The organism is Malonomonas rubra (genome assembly GCF_003247215.1).
Taxonomy (GTDB): domain Bacteria; phylum Desulfobacterota; class Desulfuromonadia; order Desulfuromonadales; family Geopsychrobacteraceae; genus Malonomonas; species Malonomonas rubra_A.
The window spans coordinates 58,677-82,784 of record NZ_QKAP01000013.1 but is presented as its reverse complement, the minus strand read 5'-3'; the positions used below and the strand labels follow the sequence as shown (position 1 = coordinate 82,784).

The window sequence follows — 24,108 nt, the reverse complement described above, 5'->3', positions numbered from 1 at the left end:
TCTTTCCCTCACCCGTCACTTCTTTTCTGGTTTTCCTGACTCCACCTTTACAAACAGCTCTCCCTTAGCCAGTTTGACTTCGAGGTGTTCATCAACAACAACCTGCTGCTCATCCCTAACGACTCCACCTGTTTTGCAACTCCGAACGATGGCATAGCCACGACTGAGTACCGCCAACGGGGAAAGTGCATCCAGACGTCCGCATAATACCGAAAAGAACTCTTTGCGGCGGTTCAGGGCCATTGAAATCGCCTGCTGCAGGCGATGTTCCAACTGCTGCAGACGTATTCGTTGATAGCGAGCCTGTTCAAGCGGCGATTTAAGGCGCTTCTCCAGCCCCTGCAGACGGATTTGCAACAGCTGGAGCCGCGAATGCATCTGCTTGCCAAGCCGTATAACCAGTTGATCAAGGTGGCGCTCCAAATCGAGCCGGTTTCGCACTACAAGCTCTGCAGCGGCACTCGGCGTCGCAGCCCGTAAGTCGGCAACCAGGTCGGAGATAGAGAGATCGATCTCGTGTCCAACCGCTGATATTACCGGAATCTTCGAAGCGGCAATAGCCCGGGCTACGACCTCTTCGTTAAACGCCCAGAGATCCTCTTTCGAACCGCCGCCCCTCCCGACGATCACAATTTCCGAACGACCGTCCCAGTTTAAATCTTCAATCGCTGCACCGATCTCTTCTGCGGCACCACCCCCCTGCACCCGCACTGGCCGCAAAATCACCCGAACTCCTGCAGAGCGCCGCCGCAGTACGGTCAAAATATCGTGAATCGCTGCGCCGGTCGCGGAAGTGACCACCCCTATCGTTGCAGGGAACTCAGGCAACGGACGCTTCCGCCCTTCATCAAACAACCCCTCTGCAGCCAATTTCTGATGTAACTGTTCAAAAGCAATTTGCAGCCCGCCGACACCCACCGGGTCGAGACCTTCAACGATCAATTGCAAGTCGCCACGCTGCGGATAGACCGACACCCTCCCCCGGCAAATCACTTCCATCCCCTCTTCCAACTTGAACCGAAGCGCCCTGGCATGGCTACGGAACATAGCGCAGCGCAGCTGGGTTTTCGAATCCTTCAAGTTAAAATAGTAATGACCGGAAGCAGGTCGGGAGATGCTGGCCAACTCTCCCTGTACCAGCACATCGACAAAGTTTTCTTCCACTAGCTCCTGCAGCAGGTGAACCAGCATCGTAACAGTAACGATTTGTCCGCTTGTCATCGAAACAAGTTATCCTCTTTTTTCCCTCCTGATTTTCACGGTCGGCCATTATACAGATCTTGGACAAAGATTGACAGGGGCATAGACATTCCCTGGAAATAGATAATTTTATTATTTCTTTTTTACGAGGTTTGCACTGCCTCATTCCTATATAATCGCTATTTCAAACCAAATGGTGGGTTTAACTACCCTAACATCGTTTGTTAGAAAAGCCACCTTCACACTTTTGGGCAACTTGGAGATCACTTGACAACCCTTCTACCATCTACTTTTAATCCGACGGATAGTCTTAACCAGTTCTTCCGCAAACTTTTTTTTGATGAGAAAGTCTTTATCGGAGAAACAACAGCAAATTACTTGCAATCTCAACCAGTCTCGTCTTCACCTGCTCCCAATTCGGAATAATCTGGTTCACCAAGCGATAGAGCCTATCGCTGTGGCTGTGCTCAGTAATATGGCAACTCATGGAGGATGACTCGATACACTCACTTGGTGACATGGCGAGGTGAGGATTGAGATTCAATGTTCCCTTGGGAAAACCTGAAAGGTTATTATTGTCCAAACCCGCCATTCCGGAATGGTTGTGCCAATTCAGTATTTCTGACTCGATGCTTGTATAGTTTTATTGAGTCTGCTCTGTCATCGTATCAATCAGAACCCGATTGAACACTGTCTGAAATTCCAGATATTTTTGATGTTCAAGTAAATTTAAAGGGTTTCCGCTACTGCGACGGGCGAAAAGAATCTGCGGCATGCTTTGTTCATGTTCCGATGTAACTTTCTTAAATAACTTCACCAATGTGGAGTTCTGTGCACGGCTGAAAAAGCCTTTTTCCTTGATGATAAATTGTCGATCAGATATTTTTTCTCCCACATTGTCGAGACGATAAAAATCAAATCTCGCTTCATCCTCTGGAAGCTGAGTGCGATGCAGCATAATATAAGAATTAGGGGCCGTTTCTAAAAGAAGCTCACGTAAAGAATCCTGCAAACCTTTTGCATTTTGTTCTCCAAAACAATCCTCAACAACTAAATCCAAAAAACAGTCCTGCTCAACGAAACCCGCAAGTTTTCCATTGCTACTCTCAAGATAATAGGCCCCCGGCCAGACATAATCGCCTTCAATCAACTTATCGCAACAGAGACAAGTTTTCTGCAGGCGCTGGTACCGCTCATACCTTCCTCTCTCAAATATCGACTCTTGTTCTGACTTCTGTTTGGCTAATTGGTTCATCCTTTTGGGCCCGTGTTTCAAGTAGTCTAAATAGACCTGTCGAGCTAAATGCATGAATTGTAAATGGACATCAGTGTTTCGACCATGGGTTATGACCGGGTACAGTTTACCGGCAGGGTTGGTGTTGAGTGATTCTACCTTTGGACTTTTTGCTATGTAACCTTCATAACATTTGTATCCACGGTTGATTGCATAAGCTTTCAGTAACTGATAGGAATTGCGGAACGGACCCTCAAAACGAATCCGCGTATCAATGATGCAAGGAAGCATGCGCAAGACGGACCTGGGCCGTTCCTGCTCTTGGAGAAAGACTGCCAGATGATTACAGTTTTCGAGTGAAGATGAGTCTTTGATCGGGACAATAACCCTATCTGCCGCAAACAATGCATTACGTGTCAAGGCATCAAGAATCGGACTTGTATCTATAACAACCACCCCACCTAGATGGCTGCTACTGAGTACATTAGCCAATTGATCGAATCCTTTGAACTGTAACTGTAATTCGAAGAGTTGACGGGTTGAGGGAATGTACTCTACACCGTATTGACCTGGAACAACGAGTTCCTCAAGAGGCTTACCGGAAAAAATATCGCTAACCTGCGATTCAGACTTTTGATTGCCGAGTTGAAACATCTTGTCAATAGTGAAATGATTGTCAAAGCTGAAAAGGGTAACGGGCAGGTCTTCCGCCAACCCTTTGAGATAGATCGCCAGATTTGTTGCTAAAGTGGTTTTTCCTACCCCGCCTTTTTCGCAGGAAATGGTAATCACATAGGGACGAGCCATAAACACCTCACCTAAATAATTTATAATGTTTTTAAATAGTTATAGGTCAACACAGAAATCCTGTCAATCTTTCAGGATATTTACACTCCACCTTTTAACATCCAATACCTTCCGGGAGTTTTTGTCTAAAGTCTGAGCAGGTATTATGTAAAACTATCTATTGCTTGTGATCAATATTCTAGGTTTTATGTGTTTTATTCGAACAGGATTTGATAGGTTCCTTGATAACCGAACGAAGGCCCGTTTAATGTACCAGAACGGACCAGGACTGCCTACGCGGCGAAAAGCCGATTGCTATTGGCAGATCTGGCCAGACGCATTCTACTTGGAAATCAGCAATGGAAAGCTGGCAGGTTTCGCTGAGCAGGAGTGTTTTCTCTATTCAATCGTGCAGGATTTTTCATCCGCATCAACAAGTTCGGGGAAAAATTTCCGACCGCCAGATCGTCATCAAGGGAAAAGGCTTTTTTCCAGTCGCGTACAAACCTCGATTTTGACAAATATCTTCGGCAAAATTTCTGCCGATGAAAAACAAGTTGCTACGCAAATCATTTTCTCCCATTGAAGAGGTGAAATTCCATTGGAACTGCTGGAGGACCGAAGTTATCAACAGTAGCAGAAAGTGCTCAACCGGGTTCAGATTGAACGTGAAGGGGTAAAGCAATCAGTAAACCTTGACCAGCGTCGAAGCGGGAACGAAATCGACCTGCTGCTGCCTCAACCAAGGGAGCTCTAACCGTAATGCCTCAAGGGTTTCTGAGTAGGGATGGCAGATGGCAACCAGTTCACCACGCTCGTCGGACATCCGCACCATTTTGCGGATCTGCTTGCGAATATAAGCTATATTCTCTTCGTTATCGAGGAATATATTGCGGGATGCGGTCGGCACTTTCATCCGCCGTGCCTCATCATATGCGACTGAGTTGCCGATCGTCTTACTATCGATGAAAAAAAGAGCCGCCTGCTGCAGTTCGTCGAGGACAATCCGCATGGCGGCACGATTCTGCGTAAATCCCGATCCCATATGGTTATTGCCACCAACCGCGCCCGGCACACGGTCCATATAATGACGCACCAAACGCCGAGTTTCCGTTTCTGTCTGCCCAAGCAACAGTGCGTTTTTACCAGGATTTATACTGGGATAGTTGATCGGCTGCATCGGCATATGGATCAAGTATTCACGACCAGCCTTCTGAAATAACAGCGCTGCTTCAGTCGCGCTGTGCGTCTCCGGGATAATCGCCGGGGTCACCATCAGGTCAAGATCGAGAAGTGCGCGGAAGGTTTTCAGCGATCGCCCCATATCGTCCATCACGATAGCAATCCGAGGCCTGCTGCTGGTCACCTCGATCGGCACCCGGTAGCGTAATTCAAGGTGTAGCTCTTTCTTCCAGTAAAGTCGTACACATCCCATGCGCGGCAGCAAGTCGAGCTGCGCCGGGGCACCGGTTTCGGCAATCCTGGCCGACAGATCGAGCAGACGGTTGTGATCGGGAAAGTCACCAAACATTTTCATCCGCTGCAGATTCTTCTCAACCGGCAATTTCTGCCAGCCCTGCGACTGCGGACCACTTAGCAATTCACTTTCGACCAATTTATAAATCTGTTGATAGTCATAAATCTGTTCCGCAGGCTGCGGTTTTATTGCTGTTGGTTCCTCATAATGGCTGACATCAGACAGAAGCCAAGAACGCAGGCTGCCTAGCGCCAACAGGCAAACCCCAACAAACGCCAGCAAAAAGACCGACGCAAGAGCCACACGAACTTTCTGTGACTGGAATAGGGATTTTCGGTTTAAAATGGAACTCTTTTTCGACTTTTTCCCGTTTTTTTTTCTAGCCATCTATGTGTGCAATCTTTACTAATAGTTTGTTCAAGCAGCCGGGCTGTGCTGCATGAAGATGTCGACACCTTTAAGCAGATCAAGAGCGCGCATCAATTGGTAATCTTTTTTATCCTCTTCATCGAGCTGAACTTCATCTGTTGGCTCTGCCTGCTTGTTCTCCAAGGGGCTAAAATGATTCTGCAGGTCCTTTTCCCTTAAGTGATTACCGTTGTGTTCCTCCTTCACCAAGGGCGCAACCAGGATATCAGGGGTAATCCCTCGAGCCTGGATCGATACCCCAGCCGGGGTAAAATAACGTGCCGTCGTTAGGCGCAGCCCCGAGTTGTCTCCCATCGGGATGATTGACTGAACGGAGCCCTTGCCGAAACTCTGCTCCCCCAACAACAGGGCACGGTCATGATCCTGTAATGCACCAGCAACGATCTCGGAAGCACTGGCACTGCCACCATTAATCAACACTATCAGGGGATATCTGGGTTCAGTACCTTCATTTTGCGCGCGAAATTCTACTTGGCTGCCCACCTCTCGTCCCTCAGTATAAACGATCAGCCCCTCAGACAGGAACAGGTCTGCCACTGCAACAGCCTGATCAAGCAGTCCCCCAGGATTATTGCGCAAATCGAGAATCAAGCCATTTAACTGTTTGCCATTCGCTTCCTGCAAAGCAGCCAGTTGTTCCTTCAGATCTTCGCCGGTACGCGCTTGGAATTGCGATAAACGCACATAACCGTAGCCCGGTTGTAACAGTCTGCTTTTTACACTGTACAGGTGAATGATGTCGCGCACGATTTCAAACGCTTCAGGAGCGGAAAATCCTTCGCGCATGATGTAGATGGTCACAGCATCCCCCTTCTTACCACGCAACAGGCGAACCGCCTCCATCACTTCCATGTCCTTGGTCGGCTGATCATTAATCTTGACAATCTGGTCGCCAGCCTTAATGCCCGCTTTGAACGCTGGGGTATCTTCTATCGGGGAAACAACGACCAATATGCCATCCTTTTTGGTGATTTCGATCCCCAGTCCACCGAACTCTCCTTCGGTATCATTCTTCATCTCTTGATACATGTCCGGGGTCATAAAGCTGCTGTGCGGATCGAGTGTTGCCAGCATCCCTTTGATCGCACCATAGATCAGCTCGGTCGTGTCTGTTTCTTCAACATAGCTTTTGTGGATGATCGACAGCACATCGGTAAACAGTTCGAGAGCCTGATAATTGGTCTTCTCGTTAGTGGCCACAGCAAACGGAGTACAGACTATCACGCCTGCAACCAGGGAAATCATAACAAAAGCCAAACACAGTCTGAATTGAACCATTAATTTCTCCTATCGACGCTGCAACCATTTAAGCGGATTGATCGGTGAACCATCTTGACGAATCTCGAAATAAATACTATCGCGTCCTCCCAGCCCACTTTTCCCGATCACTTCCCCGGCAGCTACCTTCTCGCCAATGCTTTTTCCTAGTTGATCAGCATGAGCATAAAGCGTATGGAAGCCTCCTGGGTGACTGAGAATCAAAAGATTTCCATAGCCTTTAAACCAGTCAGAAAAGACAACCTTACCATCAGCCACCGCATGAATTGAAGATCCGGGCGCTATTCCGATCTCGATGCCGTTGCTCTCGTAGAAGGTTCCCAGAGACTGATCTTTCTGGGTGCCATAACCAATCAGAACCCGACCCACAACAGGCCAGCGCAGTTTCCCCTTGCCCGCTCCAAAACTGACGGCTCCCCTTTTTACCGTCGGAGAAGCCGATGTCTTTTGCTCTTGTTGCAGACGCACAACCAACTGCTGAAGACGTTCAGCATGCTCCTTCAATTGCGCCAATTCATTTTTAAGCTGCTGTTTTTCTCGCTTGACCTGCTTCAGAAGTCGCGACTGCAGGCCACGACCGTCGGCTGCGACCTGCCTTTGCTGCTGTTCTTTTCCAAGCAGATCGGCCTTCTGTCGGTTCAGCTTTTCAAGTTCAGAGAGCGCCTGCTCGTGCATTGCAACCATAGCGTTGAATTCCTCGAGCATTTCCTGATCATGCTGCGCAATCAGGCTTAAATAATGATACTGCTGCACTAATTCGGTGGGCGAGTCCGCAGAGAAAAGAATTTTTAACGGGCCGAGATCGCCCTCCTTATACAAGGCGATCAAGCGCTTTTCCAACTGCTTGCTGGTACTTCTGACGTGCTTCTGGGCACGATCAACATCATTTTTCTGTTTAGAAATCCTCTTCAATACTAGCTGCTGTTCATTTTTCAAACCATCGATACGGAGATCAATCTTTTCCAAGGTGCTATTTAACAACGCCAATTCTCTGCTGAACTGCAGCTCTGACCTCTTCTTGTGTTTTAGATCGATCTGTGCATTTTCGATCCGTTGTTGAATCTGCTGCAATTCCTTTCGACTATCCTGCAGATCCGCCCACCCGTGACCGCTCCCAAGACACAGCGTCAGAAACAATAAAATAAAAAACCGACAAACCATAAGTAATCAGAAGCGTACAAATCTACGCAAAGAGGTAAGACTTCCCAAGATGCCCAACATAACACCGGCAATGACCAGCATCAACTGTTGTCCAGGGGTCATGAACAGCAGATTCAAATCGGTCGGAGTTAACCAGAAGGATGTCAAGCTACGCTTGATCAGAAGATGGAAAGAGATCGCCAGAAAACCGAGGGAAACAACCCCCCCGAGCAATCCTTGCAATGCTCCTTCCAGCAGGAAAGGAATTTTGATAAATCGCATTGTCGCACCGACCAGGGCCATAATTTCCAGTTCGTCCCTTCGTGCGTAAAGCGTCAACTTGATGGTGTTAGACACAATAAAAAGAGCCGCAAAAATCAAAAAGCTGCCGAGTATCAGGCTGATAAAGCGCAACATACCCACAAAGGTATTAAATCGTTCAAGCCATTTCTGCCCATAGCGCAAATCTTCTACATTTATAGTGTTGTCGAGCCGCTCAATGACTCGATCAATGCCATCCTGATTACGAAATTTCGCTTTCAGCATTAGTTCGAATGACGCTGGCAGCAGATTACGATCTACCCCTTCAAGCAGGCTGGCCTCATCCGCCAGGCGACTTTTGAACCGAGCCATTGCATCGCTGGGCGAAATGTATTTGACTTTTTCAACTTCAGGAAAATTTTCCAACTTGGCAAACAGTCCAGGCAGTTCCCGCGCAGTGGGGGCATCTTCCAAATAAGCAATGACCTGAATTTCTCGTGTCCAGTTGGCAGCGAGCTGTTCAACGTTGACAACAACCAGAAAAAAGGTGGCGACTGTTGCCAGAGCCACAGCCATGGTCAGAATTGCCGCAGAACACAATAGCGGCCATTGCTGCATATTGCGTATTGCCCGACGGAAAAAGTAACGGATATTTTCCAGCACAGCTGGACCCTCCGGAGTTAGTGCAGAGCTAAACTAAACTAGCTATGGTGCGATTGTTGATCGGTGATCAGCTTCCCTTTTTCGAGAGTAATCACCCGCCGCGGAAAGCGTTGATGCAAACTGTGGTCATGCGTTGCAAGCAACACTGTGGTCCCTCGGGCATTGGCCTTTTTAAACAGTTCCATGATATCCAGAGTAACTTCCATATCGAGATTACCACTCGGTTCATCCGCCAACAGAATCAGCGGATCGACCACCAATGCCCGGGCGATGGCAATCCGCTGTTGCTCTCCGCCAGACAATTCCAGTGGTTTTCGCTGCAGACGATGCTCTAGGCCGACTTCTTTGAGTGCCTGATAAACCTTTTTGCTTACTTCGTAACGCTTCTTGCCTTGGGCTTCCAGGGCGAATGCGACGTTTTCATAAACGGTACGGCTCTGCAATAATTTGAAGTCCTGAAAAACGACTCCGATCTTGCGCCGAAGATAAGGAATCTGGCTGGAGCGGATACGAGTGATATTCTGATTGTTGACCAGGATCTGTCCTTTGGTCGGTTTTTCGGCGGCATAAAGCATCCGCAAGAAGGTGGTTTTCCCGGCCCCAGATGCGCCGGTAACATAGACGAAATCGCCTTTGGGGATCTGGATGGTCAAATCCTTAACCGCTGCAGATTCGCCACCGTAACTTTTGGTCACATTAAACAGCTGGATCATCCGTTTTACCAGTCCCGATAGGGTATCCCGTTGCCACCAACCAGATCACTGCCACTGTGCACATCGAAGCAGCCACCCTCAGCGAGTTGACCGCTGTCGGCCGGTTCTGGTGGAACACACTCCCAGCTATCACTGGACCGGGTAAAGGGATCGTTCGGAATTGCCCTTAAATATTTGCTATTTACCAGCTGATCAAGAGTATCCGGATACGCGGCATTATCGGCAAAATAAGCATCGAGCGCCTTGCGTATCTGGTAGAGATCTTCAGCCAATACCGATTCGCGGGCTTTGACTTGGCTCCGCCGATAAGAAGGAACGGCAATTGCCGCTAAAATAGCCATCACTACCATAACGGTCAGCAATTCTATCAAGGTGAAACCACGATTATTTTTTTTCTTGATACGCCTCATCATTTACCAATCACGATAATAAGTGCCATCCAAAGCAATTTCGTCACTTTGCGAATAGATATCATAAATATCGTTGCCGCCCCAAACCGTGGAGTCCGGTTCATCCTCGTAAGACCTCAACCCCCAGCCATCGTCATATCTATCAAAGGGATCACGAGGGATACGACGCAGATATTTTTTCTTGTACGGATAGAGCCCCCCCCAATCGTTTCCTTCGACCAGGGCTTTCAATTCTTCTGGGTAGCCAGAAGCATCAACTGTGGCAAAAATCTTCTTCTGCTCAACCGCGGCTTGGTAATCTGCGTGATATTCATCGATAGCAGTCCGTACATCACGCAACGCACGCCGGAGTTCCAGCTCCTTCGTCCGTACGACTGTAACCTCTGCCATCGGCAACGCTACGGCGGCTAAAATAGCCATCAAGGCCATAGCGATTACCAGTTCTATCAACGTCAGCCCAGAGTTATTTAAAAGACGAAATCTGCGCATCAGCCTATTCCGACAGACCTACTGAACCTCAATCTGCAGACCGGTCGACTCGACCTTCAAACGAACACCACGCGGATTGCGGAAATTCGTCCGGGTCGTCTCAATCGTGCCCTTACCCACTGTTTTGCCTTTAAAATTCATAATAAACAGCTCACCGCTACCAGAGACGCCTTTCCCCCCAGCGCCTTGCTTCAAACCTACGATGACCCGACCAGAACCTTCCAAGACAGTGTGAGTAAAGATAGTCGGACTGATCCCCTGTTTAAGAAAAGGACCTTCCGTTGCGCTGACAAATTCGAACAGGTTTTCATCGTATTGCACATACAGCGGAGCGCTGAACAACTCCTTGATTTCATCGACTTGAAAACCTAACGAAAAGGTCTCACCTACTTTAACCAGTTGAGAACCCTGTACATAGACCCTCGGCACCACTTCGGCGGGGGGTTCAGCGGTTGGCATCTGCACTTCAGTCACAGCAACACCAGGCTCAGCTGTAGGAGTTGGGACTTCAGAATCGGTCACGAAACCAGGCGCTGCTGTCTCAGGCGCTGCTGTCTCAGGCGCTGCAGTCTCAGGCGCTGCAGTCTCAGGCGCTGCAGTCTCTGGCGCTGGCAACGCGGTTGGAGACGGAACCATTGCCGGTTGAGTTTCTGCCGGCCCCTGTCCTAGCGCTGGTTGAGGTGGCGCTTTTTCTTCTACAACCGGAGGAGTAGTTGTTCCACCCGGTTCCTCTGCCGCAGGCATCACTTCGGCACTTTCCAGATCGGTTGGGCGATAATCAACTTCTGGTTCTAATCCTTTCTGTCCAGCTTCATACTCTCTTGCAAAAGAACCGAAATTCCGGCCATCCTTCAAATCATCTTCCCCGCCGGACCAGATACTGGCCACATCATGTTCCGGCAAAGTGACCGATTTGACAATATGCGGGGTGATCGACAGTAATATTTCCCGCTTGATATCGCTTTTGTCTGTACCGTTGAACAGTTCGCCTATAAACGGGAGATCCCCCAAAATCGGTATCTTGTTTTTGGTGGTCGACTTATCATCACGAATCAAACCGCCAATAATAGTTTGCTCACCATCTTTTAGCGTTAATGAGGTATTTGCATTCGTTGTGGAAATAGTGATAACAGCAGTACCGTTATCAGTTGTTTGCCTGCCCGATACGTTACTAACTTCAAGACCTACTTTTGTAACGATGGTGTTGTCCAACTGAATCGTTGGCTCAACATCCAACTTTACACCAACATCAACATACTGAACATTTTCCGAAACATTGTCCGTACCACTTGTGGTTACAGTAATAACCGGTTCGCGACTGCCAATATGTACCTTGGCTTTTTCCTTGTTTTTTACCCTAATTTTGGGACTGGCCAACACCTCTGCATCAACCTGAGTTTTCACCAATCGGAACGTAGCTGTCGGCAGCGTATAAAAAGAGCTGAATTCATCTGCTGCGGTGCCTCCAGGAACTAGCCCAGCGACAGTAGCCCCAGCCTCCAACGCTGATTTAACCAGCGTTTCACCACCAAGGCTTACACCGCCACTCAACTGGTAATCACTTAACTTCAAACCTAAATTCCTAGTATCGGTGTGATTGACCTCGATCAGTTCAAGGTCGAAGACAACTTCGGAATTAGAGCGATCGTTCGCTTCAATAATTTTAGCGGCAAGCCTTATAACCGGCGGGGTATCGCGAACGATGATCGCGTTGAGTTCTTCGTGAACATATATCTTGCGGATCTGCAACATGGTCCGCAGCAGGTTGACCGCCTTTTTGGCATCGATATTCGATAGATAAAAGGTATGAATCAGCTGATCTTCAAACTGCTTCTGCTTGTCCCGGGTTTGTGGAAAGAGAATAATCGTCTTACTGTTAAGTATCTTCTTGTCCAGCTTGTTCATCCTCAACAGCAGTTCCAAAGCCTGAGCAAAGGTGGCATTTTCCAGAAACAGGGTCGTATTGGTTCCACGCACATCCTCATCGAGGATAAAATTGATTCCCGACAGGCTGGTCAGGATTTCAAAAACGTCGGGCAGCTTGGCATTGGTAAAATTTAGCGTTATGGGTTGGTCGGAGGTTACCTCCAGTTCAACGCCGTCAATAATGGTCAGCGCGGTCTTCTCAATCTGCTGCTTCAACCGCAACGCTGGCTGGAAATCAGCAACCAGTCCAAGGGCCTGCTCGACGGTATTCTTTGCTTGCAGACGCCGTCGCTCCTTCAACAAAGCAGCCGCCTCCTGAGTCATTTTTTCCGCCTGCAGATGCTTGACCGTCTGCGACAGAGCATCTGCAGCAGAAAAGTTGGCCCCGTCCATATCAACCGCCAGCTGGTACTCTTGCTTGGCCGACAGGTACTGCTCTTGCTGAAAGAAGCTATCACCTAAATGTTTGTGCGTCTGTGAGGCTTTATCTCTGGCTAGATTCAGCTTCAGGCGATACTTCGAACTTTTCGGGTCTTTTTCAACTGCCGACAGAAGAGAGGTAACCGCACGGTCGTAGTTCCCTTCAGTCAAGGCCTGTTCTCCTTTTTTGAATTCTCGAGTACCGACAGCACAGCCTGCAAGCAATGAGGCCAACAATAATAGACAAGCGAACCGAACGGCCCATCGTCTGATCAAAAATTGCATATTTGTTAAACTCCTATTTGCAGATTTTCCTTATATACCTTACATCTATAAATATCAGTTTTCACCAGCACCTTCCTGTGGCTGACTAGAATTCGAGGCAGGAGCCTCTATATCTGGTACATTCGATGGTACATTCGGGCGACCTGACGGCGCGCTCTTGATTCCTACCCGAAGATTTTTATGCTCTTCCACGGTCAATGTCACACCGGGGTCGTCCATCCCTCGGCTGATTACAACCTTATCTCCGAACAATTCCCTCACCAGCAGTCCATCTGCAAAACGATCTCCTTTTTTTACCAAAAAGATCTCTCCCTGGCGTGACGATAGAAATACCGTTGTCTGCACACCTTTTTGCAAGAACCCAAGCACAATTAATGGCTGAATCGGCTTAAGCCCCGTAGGCGGTGGCGGTGGTGGCGGTGGTGGCGGTGGCGCCGGCGGTGGCGGTGGCGGCGCAACTTCTACCGGTTTCGGAATCGGTTTAGCCTCAGGGACTGGAGTTGCTGCCGGAACTCTATACAGCGACCTAAACAAGTCCCGCCTCGGTGGTTTGAAGCCAAGCTTATCCCCACCGGAAAAGTCTAGAGCCACAAAACCTGCGGGACCATTCTTAGCCGAAATCACACCATCATTACGCTCCGGTAACGATTTTTCGCTCACTACTTTCTGCTGATGGGGGGGTTCCTGCCATTCATACCAGATAGCGGCCACCAACAACAGAATCAACAGGAGCAAAACCCGTGAACGGCTCATTTCGGGACCTCCTGGAACAGAGTGGTCAGATTGATCTGCAGGTTGACCGAAGTAGAGTTGTCTTTGTTCCGCTTGCCTGTCAGTCCGATTTTGTCAACGATTAAAATCCGCTTGGAATTCTCAAGCAGATACATAAACTTTTTCAGCTGTTTGTAGGTTCCCTGCAGCGAAAAACTGAGTCCGTAATTAAGATACTCGGTCTCTTTGTCTATTTTCGGTTGATAGGAAACCTGATGGATCTCAAGGTTTGCTTCATCCGCCCAATGAAAAAGTTCCCCAATGAAATCGGATAATTTCTGTTTGGGAGGAATCAACTGCGAAAACTGCTTTAGATTATCCTCCATCAGTTCAACAGCGGAAACCGGTACGCCAGATTCAGAAAGTTTCGCTTCTCGGGCCAGTACTTGCTTCTGCAAGCTACTTTGTCGATGCTGTAACTGCTCAGTTTCAAGTGTAACCACCTGGGTCTGATAGAAAAGGATTACAATTGAAAGCGACGCCAAAATTCCGATCACATACACCCATACGCGACTCTGCTCCCAGATTGTCTTCAGAAGGGGATTTTTCAACATCGTCAGAATACCCCCTCGAGCTGAATAGAAAACTGTATGGCCAAGTGCTTCTGGTCCTGATAATCGAGGACTTCAATCTGGCTTTGGTTTTTCAAAAAAACCTGACTGAACGAATCTGCGTGCAAGTTGTCCAGCAGGTCCTGTAAATCAATCAGATTTTTTGCCACTCCGTTTATCATCAAACTTCCGGACTTATAATTAGGACTGAAACTGGTGATACTGACATTTTTCGGCAACAGCTTTTCCATACGATCAAAAAGAGCAGTCCAACGGAAAGCGTCCTGCTGCAAGATCGCTTTAGCCTGAGCAAATTCCTGTTGCTGAACAGCAATCTGCTCTTTGGTAAAGCGTTCCGGAATTTTTCCACTCAGCTGTACCTGTAACTTTTCGATATTCGCTCGAAACGCCAGATTATGCTCACGACTTTGCAACAATAACTGACCCTGCAAAATTAACAACAGAACTAAAAGAAGCGTCAGCGCCAGGCAAAACAGCTTGAGAGCCCGTTCATTAACATAGCGTCGGCTGGCTAGATTTAATGTTAATCTCATTGCGATACTCTCTGAATCATCCGCTCGGCAACGCCAAGAGCGGTTGCCATCCCTTTGGCGTCAGCATCTATCACATTCAGTCTTTGTGAACCGGGCAAGGATTTCAAGGGGGATGGTAACAGTTCGACATCCTTTTCAAATGCAGCTTGGACGGCCTCCTGCAAATCTTCCGGCTGCGACCAGTTAGTGTGCAAATGAATCTTAGTTCGCGACATCGACCCATGCGATCGCCGATAACCGACCATCGACCGATTAATTTCTTGAAAAATCTGCTCTGGATTCTCAGTAATTGTTTTGGTGCGGCAAAGATCAAGCAGGCGATTTTCAAAGGCCAGCAGGGAGAACTGACTGCCATCTACGCCAACCAGGAAAAAATCTGTTCCCAACTCAATCCTGGCATGATATGCGTTGTACATGTTAAACGTCTGAAAATCTATCAACCCAGGAGAATAACCAGCCTGCGACAAAAGCTCTTCATATTGCGTCAAAACATTTTCTGCCAAAACCGAAGCCAGAATCCGTTTGCCGTCCGATTCCCGTTCCTCCAGAACCTGAAAATCAACAGCATAGCGATTCAACTTTGGCGGCAACAGTTCTTTGAGCTTCCAGCGCACAATATCCAAGCCCTCTGAATGACTCTTGAAAGGGGTATCAATATCGAGCAGATAAAGGTGACCGGCAGCATTCGGCAAAGCAACCGCAATCCGTTTTTCCTTTTTCGCCAGCGGTAGAAGCACTTCACGAACCGCATCAACAAACCGTTCCGGGTTACGTACGTTCGGCTCAACTACCGACGGCACCAATATCCCATCACTGAACTTCAGGGTCTGCCCCCCACTCAAACCGACTCCTGAGCCACGGCGCTGGATAGCGACTGCCCGCAAACCATCACGGGTTATTTCCAATCCCAAGTAGTTACGATGAAACACAGGTCAAATCTCCGCAAAGGTCACGCGATCAATCTCACGGAAAGTGGTTACTCCCTGCAAAACCTTTTCCAGTGCGGCCTCGCGTAAAAAAACCGTGCCATTGGCACGAGCCAGTTTTTTTAATTCCGACACCGGACTTTTATCTGCAATCCGTTCCCTCAACTCGTCGTTCATTTCCAGCAATTCAACGATGGCGCTTCTACCAACATACCCCAATCCATTACACTCTTTACAACCTTTTGCATCCTGAAAATTAGCCTTAGCACACTGTTCTTCGCTCAATCCATAATTGCGCAGCAACTGAGGGTCATGAGTTATCGGTTCTTTACAATGTGGGCAAAGCTTACGCACTAGCCGTTGGGCCAGAACACAATTGAGGCAGGAAACAAAGTTGTACGGGTCGATCCCCATGTGCAGAAAACGGCCGAGGACATCGAAAACATTATTGGCATGCACCGTGGTAAATACCAGATGACCTGTCAGAGCCGACTGCACTGCAATCTGCGCCGTTTCCGGATCGCGGATCTCACCAACCATGATCTTGTCCGGGTCGTGACGTAACACCGAACGCAGGCCACGGGCAAAGGTCAGCCCCTTTTTCTCGTTAACCGGGATCTGCACAACTCCCTTGACCTGGTATTCAACCGGGTCTTCGATGGTCACCACTTTCTCTTCTTCAGAATTGATCTCCGACAAGGCCGCATAAAGAGTGGTGGTTTTACCGCTACCGGTCGGTCCAGTGACCAGCACCATCCCGTACGGTTCCCGAATTCGGCTCCGGATCCTGATTCGCTCCCGTTCCTCAAATCCGAGAACTTCAAGAGTTAATCCCTTCATGTCAGCGGCAATCGACTCTTTGTCGAGGATCCTGATAACAGCGTCCTCACCGAAGATCGTCGGCATGATCGATACCCGGAAGTCGATCGCTTTGTTCCCCAGACGAACCTTGAAACGGCCATCCTGCGGAATCCTACGTTCCGAGATATCAAGCTCACTCATAACCTTGATCCGTGAAATGATCGGCCCCTGAAAGCGACCGTCTATCGTTTCGGTCGCCTGATAGAGGACTCCGTCAACGCGGTACTTGATCACAACCCCCTCACCGGTCGCCTCGATATGGATATCACTCGCACGCTTTTTCAAAGCATCAAACAGGGTTGAGTCGATCAAGCGGATAATTGGGCTGGTATCTGCCGTCAGCTTTTCAATGGAGAGGACTTCGTCCCCCTTGTCGGTCTCCTTGATCAGCTGCAGTTTAAAGTCTTCTGATGCTTCTCGCAAAACCCTCTGCGACCCAGCCCCTCGTTCGATCAGACGTTCGATCTGACCTTTTGCGGCAATTTTCAGGTCGAGTTGCAGACCGAGCTGCAACTCGAGGTTATCCAGTGCCACGACATTCGTAGGATCAGCAATGGCAACAACTAGGTGTCCGTCATATTGATCGAGCGGAACCAGATTGTATTTCATCGGCACATCGGTCGGCAACAGCGACAACAACTCCGGATCGAGCACCTGATCACTTAAGTCGATGTATTCATACTGAAACTGAATAGCCAACGCTTGGGCCAGCTCTTCTTCGCTAAACAGGCCCTCGATTATTCCGGTGTCACCGAAGTTTTTTCCGCTAGCCTGCAGTTTTTCCATGACAATGTCGATTTCAGCAGTCGTAATCGCGCCCATATCGACAAGAATCCGGCCGATCATTTTTCGTTTAAACTTCATTTATTTCTTCATCCCAAGAGCTCAACCGACAGTGCCAGCCAGTTGGAAGATCGGTATATACATGGCGACAATAATGAAGGCGATCAGAACCCCCATCGTCACCATCAGGATCGGTTCGATCAGCGTAGTCAATCGGGTCAGCCGGTGTTCAACTTCAGCTTCGTAATAATCTGCAACATCGTTGAGCATATCGGTCAAGGAACCAGAGGTTTCACCAACACTGACCATGCGCAAAGCGAGAGATGGGAAGAAGCCGGTCCGCTCCAGTGAATCAGAGAGGGAAGTCCCCTCTTCAACCCGCCGGATCGCCTGGACCATCTCCTTCTCCAAGCTCAAATTATTCAAGGTACCCCGCGACATCTGCATCGCCGGGACTAGCGGCGTACCGCTGGCGAGGGTCGTACCCAACGTTCTGCAGAAGCCGGAAAGCGCATAATCGAGCTTTAACCGCCCCAAAAACGGCAACACCAAAATCGTTTTGTCCAGCTTAAGTTTGCCTCGGGAAGTACGCAGCAACATTCTGGCAGAAATCCCCCCCCCTACACCAGCAAATACCGGCAGGAACCAGTAATTTTTCACCAGTGCGGAAAAAGCCATTAATATGCGGGTCATTAACGGCAGTTCCACGTTGGCATCGGTATAAATTTGGGTAAAGGTCGGGACGACAAAAAGCATCAAAAAGATAACAACCAGAACCGCTGCGGAGGTTAGCAACAGCGGGTAAAAAGAGGCGCTTTTGACTTTTGCGCGAATTGCTTCTACCCGTTTCTGATATTGCATGAAGCGGGACAGGGTTTCAGGCAAGTCACCGGTTTTCTCCCCTGCCTTGACAGCTGCAACATAAAGTGGCGGGAAAAAACGCGGAAATTTGACAAAAGCATCTGAGAGTACACTGCCGCTTTTGATGTCTTCACGGATATCGGTCAAAGCATCGCGAAAACTGCCAGCCTCCATCTGCCCGATCAGGGTATCGAGTATCTGCACCACCGGGAGACCGGAACGCAACAAAACGAGTAACTCCTGATTAAAAGAGAGAAAGCGGCGACCACTCAAACGACCGGTCTGCCGCTCTCCAGCAGAAAGAAGTTGAAAGGATTTACGCCGGATCTTAAAAACGTAGAATCCCTGCTCTTGCAGGTTTTCTTTCAACTGCTCTTTCGACGTGGAATCGAATTCTTTTTCAACCACACGTCCATCGGCAGTTCCTATTTTACAGACAAAGCTAGGCATAGCTTACGAGTCTAACATAACCCCTCCAGAAAGAGAATTCTTCAATGTAAAAAACATATAAATTTCCCGCAATTAACCCAGCCAAACAAAAACGGGGAGCAGCCGTTCTACAGCCGCTCCCCATTACCAGTTCAAGATGATTAAAAAGTATCGCTAAATCAACCTTGTGCCTGCACTGCAGTGATCGCCGAGACACTGACAATGTCGTCGACCGAGCAGCCACGCGACAGGTCGTTAACCGGTTGCGCCAACCCCTGTACAATCGGGCCGACAGCTTCAGCGCCAGCCAAACGTTCGACCAGTTTGTAGCCGATGTTGCCCGCATCCAGATCCGGGAATACGATGGTGTTGGCTTTTCCGGCCACTGCGGAACCGGGAGCCTTCTTCTCCCCGACATTCGGTAGCAACGCTGCATCCGCTTGAAGTTCGCCATCGATCGCCAGATCAGGGGCCATCTCTTTCGCTATCTCCAGTGCCTTCAGAACCTTGTCACAGTCCTCATGCTTGGCGCTGCCTTTGGTCGAGAAGCTAAGCATGGCAACCTTCGCCTCAACACCGAGAAAACGCTTGCAGCTCACCGCGGTACTGACCGCTATCTCTGCCAGAGCTTGGGCATCAGGATTCGGATTAACAGCACAGTCAGCGAAACAGAGTACGCCGTTCTCTCCAAACTCGGGAGTATTGGTCACCATCAGGAACACCGAGGAGACGGTGTTCATCCCTGGTGCGGTACCGATCACCTGGAGGGCCGCACGCAAAACATCGCCAGTGGTATTGAAAGCACCAGCCACAGCACCTCCGGCATCACCCATACGCACCATCATGGCACCGAAATAAAGGTTATCATTACCTGTCAGCAGTTCAATCGCCTGTTCCTTGGTTAAACCCTTCTTCTTCCGCAACTCGACCAACTTATCGGCATATCCGTCAAGCAGGTCGGAATTCTTTGGATCGATCAGGGTTACATCATCAAGCGTCACACCCATCTCGGCAGCCTTGACATTTAGCGCATCGACATTGCCGAGCAGAACAACCTTGGCCAACCCATCAGCGACAATCTTTGCCGAGGCTTCAACCATACGATCGTCATAACCTTCCGGCAGGACAACGGTCTGCAAATTTTCACGAGCTTTAGCTTTAATTTGATCGACGAGATGCATTAACTCCTCCTTCACTTTACGTTGTTTTTTCTCCAATTAAAACGTTATTTGAAAAAAATAAATCCCTAGGATAAAGAGATCTTCAAGGGAATAGCCTCGTTTATACCGAATGGATTCGTCGCCGGTCAATCGCTTTTTCATTCTCTGCCACAGGATGATACTGGCAGAGACAAACAACAGTCGTTATAATCGCCAACTTATGGACACGTCGAACCGTCTCAGCGCCAATCAACAGAATAATCGCCCAGCACTGCTGGTCGTATCATTACTGTTCTCTATCCTGCTACACCTTTCAATCGTCCTACTTGTTCCCTGGGATAAATTGAACGAAGAGCAGCCCGCAGAATTGCGTCAGCAACCGACTATTGTCAAACTAGTCGAAAAACCAGAAAACAGAGAAAATAAAGTCTATGAACTGGATCAACAACCGGTCAAACCATCACCGGAACCCCCACCAGAGAGCTCTCGGCTGGCAGAAGCCAACCAGCGGGTCGAGAAGGAGATGGCCCCCAAAGGTGAGGACTCTCGCGATCAAGCGGCCCGCCCGGCCCCGACAAAGCCAATACAGCCACAGCCAACAAACAAAACCGTTAAAGCCGAAAAGAAGCAACCTACTCATAGAGAATCAGAGCATCAACTTGAGGCCGTGCGCAAACCCACACCTAAAGAAGATGGAAAGCTGCCGGACCCAACAGACCAACCGCTACCATCACTTGAGCAGTTGACTCACTTGACGCCTTCGACCCTCGGTCGGATCGTCCGAACGGAGCAGGCAGCGCAGGAAAAAATCAAAGAGAGAAATGATCTGGAATCTGGGGATACCGTCTGGTTGAATCTGGAACGCGGGCTATTGATTTCTTTTTTTCGCCGGTTCCGCAACCAGATAGAGGGGGTTTGGAACTATCCACGAGAAGCGATCGAAAAAGAACAGCAAGGTACCCTGCTGCTGAAGATAACCGTCGATCGTGAAGGAAAATTGCTCGATGCCGATCTGCTCAACAGCAGCGGATCGGACATTCTCGACTACGAAGCGATCCAGGCGGTTTACAGGGCAGCACCTTTTGGCCCCCTAGGCAAACACTATCCATACCCAGAGCTGAAGATCATGGCCCACTTCCGGTACCAACTCACCGGGAAATACATCTTCGGAAGAAACCGCTGAGCAGCAACAAAAAGGCTGACACCTTAATGCCAGCCTTTGTCGTCATTCTTTTACCCAGCGCAATTTCGGCTTGCGCGCTGCTGTCGCTTCGTCAAGCCGCTTGACCTTGGCTCTGATCGGCGCTTGTTTCAGTAACTCCGGCTTCGACAGCGATTCTTCGGCTATCGACAGCAACGCATCGCAGAACTCATCAAGGTTCTGTTTGCTTTCGCTCTCAGTCGGCTCGATCATCAACGCCCCCTTGACCACCAGCGGGAAATAGATGGTCGGCGGATGAAAACCGTAATCGATCAGCCGCTTGGCAACGTCGAGGGTATGGCAATCATTCTCCAGGGCCGCCTCGGAGAAGACCACCTCGTGCAGCGAGCGCTGCTTAAAGGGAAGATCGTACGACCCCTCCAGCCTCGCCCGAATATAGTTGGCGTTCAGTACGGCCAATTCAGTCGCGCGCTTCAACCCTTCACCGCCCATCGACAGGATATAGCTGTAGGCCCGTACCAAGATACCGAAATGTCCGGAAAATCCCTTAACCCGACCGACCGATTGTTTCAGATCATAATCGAGCCTATACCGCTCCCCCTCTTTGACCACAATCGGCACCGGCATAAAAGGACGGAGCTTTTCGACCACACCGACCGGGCCGGCGCCGGGTCCGCCGCCGCCATGCGGCGTGGAAAAGGTTTTGTGCAGATTGAAGTGCATGACGTCGATGCCGATATCACCTGGCCGACTGATCCCCATCAAAGCATTCAGGTTCGCCCCATCGCAATAGACCAGTCCGCCCCGCTCATGGATCAGGTCGCAGATCTCGCGGATATCCGCTTCAAACAGGCCGAGCGTGTTCGGGTTGGTCACCATCAACGCAGCTACTTCATCATTCATTACCGCTTCGACTGCCGCTTTGCTGAGCACCCCATCCGAAGCAACCGGAACCACGTCAAAACCACACAAGGCGGCCGATGCCGGGTTGGTGCCGTGCGCAGTATCGGGAATAATAACTTTGTTCCGCTTATTGCCTTGCGCTTCGTGCCAGGCACGGATCATCAACATCCCGGTAAATTCACCCTGAGCTCCTGCCGCCGGCTGCAGAGTGATGGCAGGGAAACCGGAGACTTCACCCAGGTCCTGTTGCAGCCGATACATCAGCTCCAGCGCCCCCTGACAGAGATGCTCCGGGGCTTGCGGATGTAACTCGGCAAAACCAGACAGACGCGCCGCCTGTTCGTTAACTTTCGGATTGTACTTCATGGTGCAGCTGCCCAGCGGATAGAAACCACTGTCAACACCATAGTTCCAAGTCGAGAGGCGGGTGTAATGACGAACAACATCAACTTCGGAAAGTTCCGGAAAATCGGCAATCTCATCCCGCTGCAGACTTTTCTGAGGTGTTACCTCCGGGACATCGCACGCCGGCAGGCTGTAACCAACCCGGCCAGGATCGGTCAATTCAAAGAGCAGCTTTTCATCGAGAACCAGTCCGCGGCTGTCTGTACGGCTCATCGTTCACCTCCTGCCAGGGCAGAGACCAGTCGGTCGATCTGCTCGCGACTGTTCTGCTCAGTCACACAAATCAAAAGTCCATTTTCCAGTTGCGGGTAATCCTTTGCCAAAGCGATTCCGGATAGAATCCCCTGCTCCTCCAGACGCTTCTGCAACTCTGCAACCGGCTCCGGACAAACAACGACAAACTCGTTGAACACCTCACCGGAGAAAGCAATAGCGAAACCATCGAGTGCGCTAATCTGCTTTTTTGCGTAAGCCGCTTTGGAATAGTTGAGTTCGGCCAGTTTGCGCAAGCCCTGCTTGCCGTGCAGCGCAAGGAAGATCCCAACCATCAAAGTACACATTCCCTGATTGGAGCAGATATTCGAGGTCGCTTTCTCACGCCGGATATGTTGCTCGCGAGTAGCTAAAGTCAGCACGAAACCGCGCTTGCCATCCTGATCGACGGTTTCCCCAACCAAACGTCCCGGCAGGGCGCGCATGTCGTTCTGCTTGACCGCAAAGAAACCGATCCCTGGCCCACCGAATGAAAGCGGGATACCGAAAGCCTGCCCTTCACCGGCCACCACATCGGCTCCGAGATCGCCTGGAGCCTTGAACAGTCCCAGGGCCAGCGGCTCAGACACTGCTGTAATCAATTTAGCCCCGGCAGCATGAGCAGCGTCTGCCAGCTTCTGCAGATCTTCGATCTGTCCGAAATAGTTCGGGTAGCCGACCACGACCGCGGCAACCTGCTCGTCTAGCAACCCTTTCAACTGTTGCCGATCGGTAACACCATCGGCGCTTCCCACTTCGATCAGTTCGACATTAAGGTAACGGCAATAGGTCGCCACTGTTTCCCGGTACTGCGGATGCAACGCCTCAGAAAGCAACACCTTGTTGCGTTTGCGTCCGGTGCGCAGCGCCAGCAGTACCGCCTCAGCACAGGCAGATGCGCCATCGTACATCGAAGCGTTGGCGACATCCATTCCGGTCAACTGGCAGATCATGGTCTGAAACTCAAAGATCGCCTGCAGGGTTCCCTGGCTGATCTCCGGCTGATAAGGAGTGTAGGCGGTGTAGAATTCGCTACGGCTAACCAGATGGTCGACGACCGCCGGAATGAAGTGGTTATACGCCCCACCACCGAGAAAGGAATCCCACTCTGAAACCTTGGCGTTCCGCTCAGCCAATGTTTTTAAAACCGCCACAGCCTCCGATTCCGAAAGGGCAGAAGGCAGATTGAGTGGCGATTGCAGCCGGCAGGAATCGGGAATACCGGAAAACAGTTCGTCAATGTTTTTAACACCAATAGTTTCCAGCATCTGCCGGATATCCATTTCGGTGTGGGGCAAATAGCGCATAGGTATCCTCTCAGCAGTACAATCTGATGGAATCACAACATGAGCCGATCAGGGGCCGTCTCAGTCCTGCTCGATAAACTCCTGGTAAGCAGCGGCATCCATCAGATCCTCCACTTCGCCAGGATCGTCCAGCTTGATCTTGATCATCCAACCGTCATCATAGGGAGAGGTATTAAGCATTTCCGGCTCGTCCGGAAGATCGCTGTTAACTTCAACAACTTCACCACTGACCGGGGCATAGACATCGGAAACCGCCTTGACCGACTCGACGACACCGAGCGGCTTACCGGTTTCCAGCTGGTCACCGACCTCAGGCAGCTCAACAAAAACAACATCGCCCAACTGATCCTGGGCAAAATCGGTGATACCGACAGTTGCTATTTCATCTTCGACCAAAACCCACTCATGTTCTTCGGTGTACTTCAGCTCGTCGGGAAAATCCATGGTATCCTCCTGGACAGTCAATTGTGTG

22 protein-coding genes are annotated in these 24,108 nt (G+C 49.7%); 1 reads left to right on the top strand and 21 read right to left on the bottom strand.

Annotated features, from left to right (window positions below):
• Positions 1–15 precede the first annotated feature (15 nt).
• The 18 genes from xseA to pta form a co-directional block, all read right to left on the bottom strand.
• Entirely contained in the window at positions 16–1,221 is a 1,206-nt protein-coding gene (xseA, locus tag Q7J88_RS01405) for an exodeoxyribonuclease VII large subunit (RefSeq protein ID WP_303720361.1), read from the bottom strand.
• Positions 1,222–1,552: 331 nt separating this feature from the next.
• Entirely contained in the window at positions 1,553–1,792 is a 240-nt protein-coding gene (locus tag Q7J88_RS15310) for a M48 family metallopeptidase (RefSeq protein WP_369681941.1), read from the bottom strand.
• A gap of 51 nt (positions 1,793–1,843) precedes the next feature.
• Positions 1,844–3,241: a ParA family protein gene (locus Q7J88_RS01400; RefSeq protein WP_303720360.1), complete on the bottom strand. Its 1,398-nt coding sequence runs from the start codon at positions 3,239–3,241 to the stop codon at positions 1,844–1,846.
• A 664-nt stretch (positions 3,242–3,905) separates the two neighbouring features.
• A complete protein-coding gene (locus Q7J88_RS01395; RefSeq protein WP_303720359.1) occupies positions 3,906–5,000 on the bottom strand; it encodes a divergent polysaccharide deacetylase family protein in 1,095 nt (364 codons plus the stop codon).
• Between the two features lie 114 nt (positions 5,001–5,114).
• Entirely contained in the window at positions 5,115–6,404 is a 1,290-nt protein-coding gene (locus Q7J88_RS01390) for a S41 family peptidase (RefSeq protein WP_303720358.1), read from the bottom strand.
• Between the two features lie 9 nt (positions 6,405–6,413).
• Positions 6,414–7,244 (bottom strand): murein hydrolase activator EnvC, encoded by an 831-nt coding sequence (locus tag Q7J88_RS01385; protein WP_303720357.1) that lies wholly within the window; start codon positions 7,242–7,244, stop codon positions 6,414–6,416.
• A gap of 327 nt (positions 7,245–7,571) precedes the next feature.
• Positions 7,572–8,468 carry a permease-like cell division protein FtsX gene (gene ftsX, locus Q7J88_RS01380; RefSeq protein WP_303720356.1) on the bottom strand — a complete coding sequence of 299 codons (897 nt, stop codon included), beginning with the start codon at positions 8,466–8,468 and terminating at the stop codon, positions 7,572–7,574.
• Between the two features lie 38 nt (positions 8,469–8,506).
• Positions 8,507–9,181 carry a cell division ATP-binding protein FtsE gene (gene ftsE / locus Q7J88_RS01375; RefSeq protein ID WP_303720355.1) on the bottom strand — a complete coding sequence of 225 codons (675 nt, stop codon included), beginning with the start codon at positions 9,179–9,181 and terminating at the stop codon, positions 8,507–8,509.
• 5 nt (positions 9,182–9,186) lie between these two features.
• Positions 9,187–9,594 (bottom strand): type IV pilin protein, encoded by a 408-nt coding sequence (locus Q7J88_RS01370; protein WP_303720354.1) that lies wholly within the window; start codon positions 9,592–9,594, stop codon positions 9,187–9,189.
• On the bottom strand, positions 9,595–10,080 hold the full coding sequence (locus Q7J88_RS01365; protein ID WP_303720353.1) for a type II secretion system protein: 486 nt from the start codon (positions 10,078–10,080) through the stop codon (positions 9,595–9,597).
• A gap of 18 nt (positions 10,081–10,098) precedes the next feature.
• Complete coding sequence (locus Q7J88_RS01360; protein ID WP_303720352.1) at positions 10,099–12,597, bottom strand: secretin N-terminal domain-containing protein; 2,499 nt, start codon at positions 12,595–12,597, stop codon at positions 10,099–10,101.
• A gap of 168 nt (positions 12,598–12,765) precedes the next feature.
• Positions 12,766–13,464: a hypothetical protein gene (locus tag Q7J88_RS01355; RefSeq protein ID WP_303720351.1), complete on the bottom strand. Its 699-nt coding sequence runs from the start codon at positions 13,462–13,464 to the stop codon at positions 12,766–12,768.
• Entirely contained in the window at positions 13,461–14,036 is a 576-nt protein-coding gene (gene pilO, locus Q7J88_RS01350) for a type 4a pilus biogenesis protein PilO (protein WP_303720350.1), read from the bottom strand. Before pilO ends, Q7J88_RS01355 begins: the two co-directional genes overlap by 4 nt.
• A gap of 2 nt (positions 14,037–14,038) precedes the next feature.
• Positions 14,039–14,587 carry a PilN domain-containing protein gene (locus Q7J88_RS01345; RefSeq protein ID WP_303720349.1) on the bottom strand — a complete coding sequence of 183 codons (549 nt, stop codon included), beginning with the start codon at positions 14,585–14,587 and terminating at the stop codon, positions 14,039–14,041.
• Positions 14,584–15,516 (bottom strand): type IV pilus biogenesis protein PilM, encoded by a 933-nt coding sequence (gene pilM, locus Q7J88_RS01340; protein WP_303720348.1) that lies wholly within the window; start codon positions 15,514–15,516, stop codon positions 14,584–14,586. Before pilM ends, Q7J88_RS01345 begins: the two co-directional genes overlap by 4 nt.
• A 3-nt stretch (positions 15,517–15,519) precedes the next feature.
• Positions 15,520–17,238 carry a GspE/PulE family protein gene (locus tag Q7J88_RS01335; RefSeq protein ID WP_303720347.1) on the bottom strand — a complete coding sequence of 573 codons (1,719 nt, stop codon included), beginning with the start codon at positions 17,236–17,238 and terminating at the stop codon, positions 15,520–15,522.
• A 21-nt stretch (positions 17,239–17,259) separates the two neighbouring features.
• Positions 17,260–18,426, bottom strand: a complete 1,167-nt coding sequence (locus tag Q7J88_RS01330; RefSeq protein ID WP_303720346.1) for a type II secretion system F family protein — start codon at positions 18,424–18,426, stop codon at positions 17,260–17,262.
• 200 nt (positions 18,427–18,626) lie between these two features.
• The gene (gene pta, locus Q7J88_RS01325) at positions 18,627–19,628 is read right to left on the bottom strand and encodes a phosphate acetyltransferase (protein WP_303720345.1); all 1,002 of its coding nucleotides are present in this window, start codon (positions 19,626–19,628) and stop codon (positions 18,627–18,629) included.
• Between the two features lie 199 nt (positions 19,629–19,827).
• On the opposite strand from pta, the gene Q7J88_RS01320 reads away from it, so the two are divergent.
• On the top strand, positions 19,828–20,790 hold the full coding sequence (locus tag Q7J88_RS01320) for a TonB family protein (RefSeq protein WP_303720344.1): 963 nt from the start codon (positions 19,828–19,830) through the stop codon (positions 20,788–20,790).
• A gap of 42 nt (positions 20,791–20,832) precedes the next feature.
• Here the strand turns inward: Q7J88_RS01320 and gcvPB are convergent, their stop codons facing one another.
• Genes gcvPB through gcvH form a run of 3 tightly spaced genes read right to left on the bottom strand, consistent with a single transcriptional unit; the run spans position 20,833 to position 24,080 of the window.
• The gene (gene gcvPB, locus Q7J88_RS01315) at positions 20,833–22,290 is read right to left on the bottom strand and encodes an aminomethyl-transferring glycine dehydrogenase subunit GcvPB (RefSeq protein ID WP_303720343.1); all 1,458 of its coding nucleotides are present in this window, start codon (positions 22,288–22,290) and stop codon (positions 20,833–20,835) included.
• Positions 22,287–23,642: an aminomethyl-transferring glycine dehydrogenase subunit GcvPA gene (gcvPA, locus tag Q7J88_RS01310; RefSeq protein WP_369681942.1), complete on the bottom strand. Its 1,356-nt coding sequence runs from the start codon at positions 23,640–23,642 to the stop codon at positions 22,287–22,289. The genes gcvPB and gcvPA overlap by 4 nt, the downstream gene beginning before the upstream one ends.
• A gap of 54 nt (positions 23,643–23,696) precedes the next feature.
• Positions 23,697–24,080 carry a glycine cleavage system protein GcvH gene (gene gcvH, locus Q7J88_RS01305; protein WP_303720341.1) on the bottom strand — a complete coding sequence of 128 codons (384 nt, stop codon included), beginning with the start codon at positions 24,078–24,080 and terminating at the stop codon, positions 23,697–23,699.
• Positions 24,081–24,108: the final 28 nt, after the last annotated feature.

Coding starts and splice junctions, on each gene's coding strand:
- Q7J88_RS15310 (WP_369681941.1), bottom strand. CDS start 1,792: ATGGCGGGTTTGGACAATAATAACCTTTCAGGTTTTCCCAAGGGAACA.
- Q7J88_RS01345 (WP_303720349.1), bottom strand. CDS start 14,587: ATGAGATTAACATTAAATCTAGCCAGCCGACGCTATGTTAATGAACGG.
- Q7J88_RS01335 (WP_303720347.1), bottom strand. CDS start 17,238: ATGAAGTTTAAACGAAAAATGATCGGCCGGATTCTTGTCGATATGGGC.
- xseA (WP_303720361.1), bottom strand. CDS start 1,221: ATGACAAGCGGACAAATCGTTACTGTTACGATGCTGGTTCACCTGCTG.
- Q7J88_RS01370 (WP_303720354.1), bottom strand. CDS start 9,594: ATGATGAGGCGTATCAAGAAAAAAAATAATCGTGGTTTCACCTTGATA.
- pilO (WP_303720350.1), bottom strand. CDS start 14,036: ATGTTGAAAAATCCCCTTCTGAAGACAATCTGGGAGCAGAGTCGCGTA.
- Q7J88_RS01390 (WP_303720358.1), bottom strand. CDS start 6,404: ATGGTTCAATTCAGACTGTGTTTGGCTTTTGTTATGATTTCCCTGGTT.
- Q7J88_RS01400 (WP_303720360.1), bottom strand. CDS start 3,241: ATGGCTCGTCCCTATGTGATTACCATTTCCTGCGAAAAAGGCGGGGTA.
- ftsE (WP_303720355.1), bottom strand. CDS start 9,181: ATGATCCAGCTGTTTAATGTGACCAAAAGTTACGGTGGCGAATCTGCA.
- gcvPB (WP_303720343.1), bottom strand. CDS start 22,290: ATGAGCCGTACAGACAGCCGCGGACTGGTTCTCGATGAAAAGCTGCTC.
- Q7J88_RS01320 (WP_303720344.1), top strand. CDS start 19,828: ATGGACACGTCGAACCGTCTCAGCGCCAATCAACAGAATAATCGCCCA.
- pta (WP_303720345.1), bottom strand. CDS start 19,628: ATGCATCTCGTCGATCAAATTAAAGCTAAAGCTCGTGAAAATTTGCAG.
- Q7J88_RS01365 (WP_303720353.1), bottom strand. CDS start 10,080: ATGCGCAGATTTCGTCTTTTAAATAACTCTGGGCTGACGTTGATAGAA.
- Q7J88_RS01355 (WP_303720351.1), bottom strand. CDS start 13,464: ATGAGCCGTTCACGGGTTTTGCTCCTGTTGATTCTGTTGTTGGTGGCC.
- gcvH (WP_303720341.1), bottom strand. CDS start 24,080: ATGGATTTTCCCGACGAGCTGAAGTACACCGAAGAACATGAGTGGGTT.